This is a genomic window from Gracilimonas sp., assembly GCF_035704785.1.
Classification (GTDB): Bacteria; Bacteroidota; Rhodothermia; order Balneolales; family Balneolaceae; genus Gracilimonas.
Genome location: NZ_DASSWP010000133.1, coordinates 1 through 5,251, shown reverse-complemented (window position 1 = coordinate 5,251; position 5,251 = coordinate 1). Strand labels below are relative to the sequence as shown.

General features: G+C 42.4%; 8 protein-coding genes. 1 reads left to right on the top strand and 7 read right to left on the bottom strand.

Features of this window, described 5'->3' with window-relative positions:
* Positions 1 to 207 precede the first annotated feature (207 nt).
* The gene (locus VFM80_RS08140; RefSeq protein WP_395071329.1) at positions 208 to 819 is read right to left on the bottom strand and encodes an AraC family transcriptional regulator; all 612 of its coding nucleotides are present in this window, start codon (positions 817 to 819) and stop codon (positions 208 to 210) included.
* 102 nt (positions 820 to 921) lie between these two features.
* The gene (locus VFM80_RS08135) at positions 922 to 1,287 is read right to left on the bottom strand and encodes a VOC family protein (protein WP_395071328.1); all 366 of its coding nucleotides are present in this window, start codon (positions 1,285 to 1,287) and stop codon (positions 922 to 924) included.
* 142 nt (positions 1,288 to 1,429) lie between these two features.
* Here VFM80_RS08135 and VFM80_RS08130 point away from each other — a divergent pair, with 142 nt between their 5' ends.
* Complete coding sequence (locus VFM80_RS08130; RefSeq protein ID WP_395071327.1) at positions 1,430 to 1,726, top strand: HigA family addiction module antitoxin; 297 nt, start codon at positions 1,430 to 1,432, stop codon at positions 1,724 to 1,726.
* 95 nt (positions 1,727 to 1,821) lie between these two features.
* Here the strand turns inward: VFM80_RS08130 and VFM80_RS08125 are convergent, their stop codons facing one another.
* From VFM80_RS08125 to VFM80_RS08105, 5 genes are all read right to left on the bottom strand, one after another.
* Entirely contained in the window at positions 1,822 to 2,022 is a 201-nt protein-coding gene (locus tag VFM80_RS08125; RefSeq protein ID WP_395071326.1) for a dodecin family protein, read from the bottom strand.
* A gap of 153 nt (positions 2,023 to 2,175) precedes the next feature.
* Positions 2,176 to 3,168 carry a GDSL-type esterase/lipase family protein gene (locus VFM80_RS08120; RefSeq protein ID WP_395071325.1) on the bottom strand — a complete coding sequence of 331 codons (993 nt, stop codon included), beginning with the start codon at positions 3,166 to 3,168 and terminating at the stop codon, positions 2,176 to 2,178.
* Between the two features lie 257 nt (positions 3,169 to 3,425).
* Positions 3,426 to 4,547: a CynX/NimT family MFS transporter gene (locus tag VFM80_RS08115; protein ID WP_395071330.1), complete on the bottom strand. Its 1,122-nt coding sequence runs from the start codon at positions 4,545 to 4,547 to the stop codon at positions 3,426 to 3,428.
* 149 nt (positions 4,548 to 4,696) lie between these two features.
* Positions 4,697 to 5,050: a DUF5615 family PIN-like protein gene (locus tag VFM80_RS08110; protein WP_395071324.1), complete on the bottom strand. Its 354-nt coding sequence runs from the start codon at positions 5,048 to 5,050 to the stop codon at positions 4,697 to 4,699.
* Positions 5,050 to 5,251, bottom strand: a 202-nt coding sequence (locus VFM80_RS08105) for a DUF433 domain-containing protein (protein WP_395071323.1), incomplete at its 5' end; no start/stop codon positions are given. The genes VFM80_RS08105 and VFM80_RS08110, both read right to left, overlap by 1 nt.

Genomic DNA, 5,251 nt, shown 5'->3' with positions numbered 1-5,251 from the left:
AGCCAGTAAGGGCGCATGGCCATGCGCCCTTACTGGCAATTAAAGTTAGATGGTTTTTTCGTCTGATCGCTTGATTGCATCTGACCGATGGTTAATTTCTACCTTATTGCCTAAATCCATCCATCAGACGGGCAATTCGTCAGATGGATTCCTATTGTATAGCAATCAGTGAACATCCACTCAATCCACGTCATTCGCATTCCATTCTTAAATTTTATCCAGAGATTTACGCTCGGGATCTTGCACCTTTTGATAGGCACTCATGCTCATCCCCGTAATTTCCTTGAATTGGCGTGACAGGTGCTGCAAGTTCTTATACCCAAGCTGATAAGCAATTTCGCTAAAACTCAGGTTTCCATATTCTACCAGTTCTTTGGCCTTCTCGATCTTCAGACGAATGAAATATTTTTCAATGGTGATCTTCTCTCTCCGGGAAAAAACCCGGGAGATCGTTGCATAGCTTTTAGTAAGTTTTTTAGCCAGGTAATCGGAGAGAGATGTCTCATCGGTTTCCAGATTTCCCGAATCTATCCATTGAATCAGATTGGTTTTTACTTTTTCCACCAACACCGATTCCTCATCTTTGATGAGCCCGAAGTTGAACCGCTCCAACTCTTTCTCTATTTCGTGTATAGTGGGTTTATCGCCTTGTCGGGTGACTTCCGCCTTGCCAAGTTGCACGTGATCTACTTCCAAACCAAGCGCAGTCAGGGCTGTTTCTATGACCATCTCACAGCGGTCACACACCATGTTTTTAATATGCAGCGTCATTTTTTCCATAGCATCAATGTAAACAGAAGTGGAAGAAACTGCACTCACCGAAGTTTTGCCTTATAAGATTTGAAGAAAAGTTTGTCGGATTTTGATTAAAGCTTACATCGCGTAAGGGCCTATCGCAACACGCCCTTACTGACGCCTTATTCATTCTTCTATTTCTTTATCAGACCACACCGCAAATTCATTCCCACTGGGTTCAGTGAAATGAAATCGACGGCCTCCCGGGAAAGAGTAAATGGGTTTGATGATCTTGCCGCCGGCATCTTCCACTTTCTTTTGAGTGGCTTCCAGGGCCTCACTGTAAAAAATGATGAGCGCACTTCCTGTTTCGGTACTCGATTTTTTGTTGGATTTGAAAAACCCGCCGTTAATTCCCTCATTTGCGAAGGAACTATACTCGGGGCCGTAATCGGTGAACTTCCATCCAAAAGCTTGAGTAAAGAACCTTTTCGTGGCCTTCAGATCTTTTGCCGGAAATTCTACATAGTCTATTTTTTCGTGTTGTTGCATAAAGCTCCGTTTTTTCAAATGTAATTAACTGAGCCTCGAAGGACAATACGGCATCAAACAAATAAATTAACTATATTGTCTCGCGTAGCGGTATGGAGTACGTTTGATGTAGTAATTATTGATTACCACTAAAGGAATAGCCATGAGTATAAATAGAAAAGTTAAATCGATTCATCCCGGTAAGATATTAATGGGGGAGTATTTGGAGCCCATGAAGATAAGTCAGCGTGAATTTGCACGACGAATTTCGGTTTCCCCGAATCGTGTGAATGAGATCATCCGTGGGAGGCGTGCCGTTACCGGAGATACCGCCCTGCGCTTTTCAATAGCCCTCGGTACCAGTGCCGAAATGTGGCTTGGTCTGCAAGCTCACTACGATCTTGAAAAAGCCCGCAATGAAATGACGGAAGAAGTGAAAGAAAGTATTGTGAAGGTTTAGTGTGAAGAGAATTTGAAGCATAGCTTCAATAATGGATTCCGCAACATAGAAGGCGGAATCTCGGCAAAATTTCTTTTACATAATCTTTATCTACACTACTTATTCAGTACGAAGGTTACCTTTGCATTGACCCTATACTTTTCGATTCGGTTCTGGGATACAAGGGCTTGTATATTTTCACAGTTCACGCTTTTGATGTTATCTACTGTTTCCGATGCTTCTTTGACTGCATTTTCAACAGCATTTTCTATAGTTTCTCCCTCGGCGATCACTTCAATGACTTTAGCTAATGACATGGGTTTCTCTCTCTGGTTTGGATTGTGATTAAACATTTAGTTGATGCGTTACTAAATATAAGATATAAGAAAGAAAATTGATTTATATCTGACCGAGATTTCCTTTTAACTTTGTAAGTAAAAGTCGTGAGCTAAGCTAAGTTCAAACAGAAACTACTCCTGTTCTTTCAAGGCCTTATTCATTGCATCGTAGTATACCCTTCCCATGATGGCATATCCCTCTTCATTCAAATGCACCCCATCACCCGAGAGGTGTTTATCCGGATCTAATGCGGCCTCCATATCAGCCAGGATGATGTGATCGCCATTCGCTTCTCGGTCTTTAATGATGGAGCGCAGTTCCGCATTATAGTGTTGTACCATGACAGCCCGATCTTGAATCGACATTCCTGACTTCCCTACATTCTTGGAAGAAACGGGTGGGATTGTAGCGGCAAGGATATATGTTCCCGGCTCGGATGAATCAAAAATACGATCTATCAGATCATCCCAACGGTTAGCAATTTCCGAGGCGGGTTCATCAAAATACCAGGCAATATCATTGGTTCCCACCATCAGGGCTACATACCCGGGCTTGTGTGTCTTCATCAGAGATTCTGCTTTATCTATGATGCCTTGGATCTTTATACCGCCTACGCCTTCATGATCAGGATCAGGGATAGAACTCCCTTGATGCTGATTGCCCACATAATCTAATTCGTGACCGTCATTACTCAATAAATTCCACAGTTTTATTCTTGATCGGCCGTCGTTGGTCATGCTGTCACCTAACGGCATAATGACCAACTCTTCACCCGACGGAACAGGAAGGTCTGAATTTTCTTTAATTTGATACATTAACTCAGCTTCAAGGGTTACGTCATTGCTATTAGTAATAGTGGCCAGAATCCGAAATTCTCCGGATAATTCGGCGGGTTGACTTAGCCTGAAATGACCATCACCCAAAGAGTCGACCGTGATCTGAAGCTCCTCGCTAAAAAGCACTGAGTTGACAATAGGAACGTTGCTATCAAAGTAATCCAAAATATTAAATTCCATTATCTGCCCTTCACATCCCTTTAAGGTATCGGAAGTTTGAATAATTGGAGCACGCAATTCTTCACCGGATGGTTCATTAGCCACATTGGTGGGCTGACTGCAACTCATAAAAATAAGACACATTAACAAACAAGACATTAGAGCATATTTAAGCATTGTAGAGCTACTTTTAAGTGAGAGAGTGTGAGAACTTATTTTAACCAAGCAGCTCAAAATTTGTTCCATAATTTAGATTTAGAGGGCTCAAAAAGTTTAAAGCATATGTTTGGCTGATTTATCGTTCATACTTCTGCTTTTAAGATCAAGGTTTCGCAGGAGTGGAGCTTGAAACTGAGCAAGAGAGATTACAAAGTTAATCAGCTCCCTCACCCGGAAATAGTCCTGTTCCTGGCTGCACCTAAGCCCACACCAAGTTGTAGAGCTGCAATTGTCAACATGCTAAAAAGCGGGATATCCCAGCTATTGGTTATATCATGCACAAAACCAAACAAAACGGGCCCAAAGGCAGCTATAAAGTAACCTACAGACTGAGCCATTCCTGACAACCCTGTAGTTAGCTCGGCAGAATCAGCCCGTAAAACCATGAATAACAATGCCAAGCTAAAGTTTCCCCCAAGACCAAATCCCAAGATTCCGGCCCAGGTCGAAACCAAAAAGGTGTCTGTTATGAGGATCCCGGTAACACCAATAATTTCCATAGCTCCGGTGACCATCACAATTCTACGCTGATCTTTGAACCGTCCGGCAATCACCGGAATGATCAGAGAACCAAGAATACCGGTTCCCTGAGAAATCGATAACACTAAACCCGCTTTGGTTGGTGTCATACCTCTGTCGATCAATATTTCAGGAAGCCAGGCCAGGATGGCATAGAATATGAGGGATTGCAATCCCATAAACAGTGCAATTTGCCAGGCAATGGGTGAAGAGCCTAGCTTTTTAATTGCTGTTCCAATATGTATGGGGTTCTTAGGCTTCGTTCTGTTTCTAAGCTGTGGAATCCATAGAAATAGTCCTATAAAGGAGAGAATAGCCCAGCTCCCCAGCGAAAATTGCCAATTCGTGGCATGAGCAAGAGGCACACTCAATCCGGCCCCCAACGTGGCCCCAATCCCCATCGCTCCTGAATACAAACTCGTCATAAAACCTGATCGCTGAGGAAAATCCCGTTTTACAATAGAAGGCATCAACACGTTCATAACAGCGATACCGATACCTATAAGTAGGGTGCCAAGATATAAAGACGGAATATTTGCGAAATACCGGCTAACTGTGCCAACAGTTAGAATGAAGAGAGCAGCTCCGAGGGTGACTTCTAACCCAAATCGTTGAGTAAAATACAGTGTAAAGCCGGAGAGAGCTGCAAAACAGATCAACGGAAGGGTAGTGATCAACCCGATCATGCTGTAGGAAAGTCCCAGAGCATTTTGGATAAATTCGGTGAGCGGACCCACACTCGACAATGGCGAACGCATCGATAAGGCAATGAATGCGATGCCTAGAATCAGTATGCAGCGCTTTTTGGAATCGGGGCTGATGGAAGGACCTCTTGCTTGAATAGATAATTTAATTGGACTGAAATATCGAGGCTAAATATACGGATGCTGAGATAATTATTTTGCGAGGTTAGATAGGCTTAAAAATGCACGGTAACAGAATCATTACTTAGTTCTACTATTTTGTTCTGTTGAAGGTCATTTTCAATTTGTTCAATATTTTTCTCAAAAAGGGATATTAGTTCATTATTCACAATGTTTCCCATCGTGAGCAGCAATATTTTTGATGGCTGACCTTTTAGTATGAAATGCTTATAAAAATCTTCGTCTTTTGAAACTACGATCCGGTTTTGCTCAATCGATAGCTGGATAATATCAGCATCTTCTGTTTTGTTTTTCTGAGGAAGTTCGGAAGTGTGAATGACATCATGTCCGCGTGTTCTCAACCATTTAACTAACCCGAATGGTAAATGTGCATCTACCAAAAATTTCATTATCCTGCGACTTTATGAATGCTTTTAACGGTAAGGGCTTCTTTCGCAAAAAGAATACAGGCCTGAATGTCTTCTTTTTCCAGGTCCGGATAATCCTTTAGGATTTCTTCAGTAGTCATTCCCGCTGCAAGCAGGTCAAGAATAACCTCTACCGGATAACGCATATTACGTATAGTCGGTTTACCAAAGCTGACCTTTGGG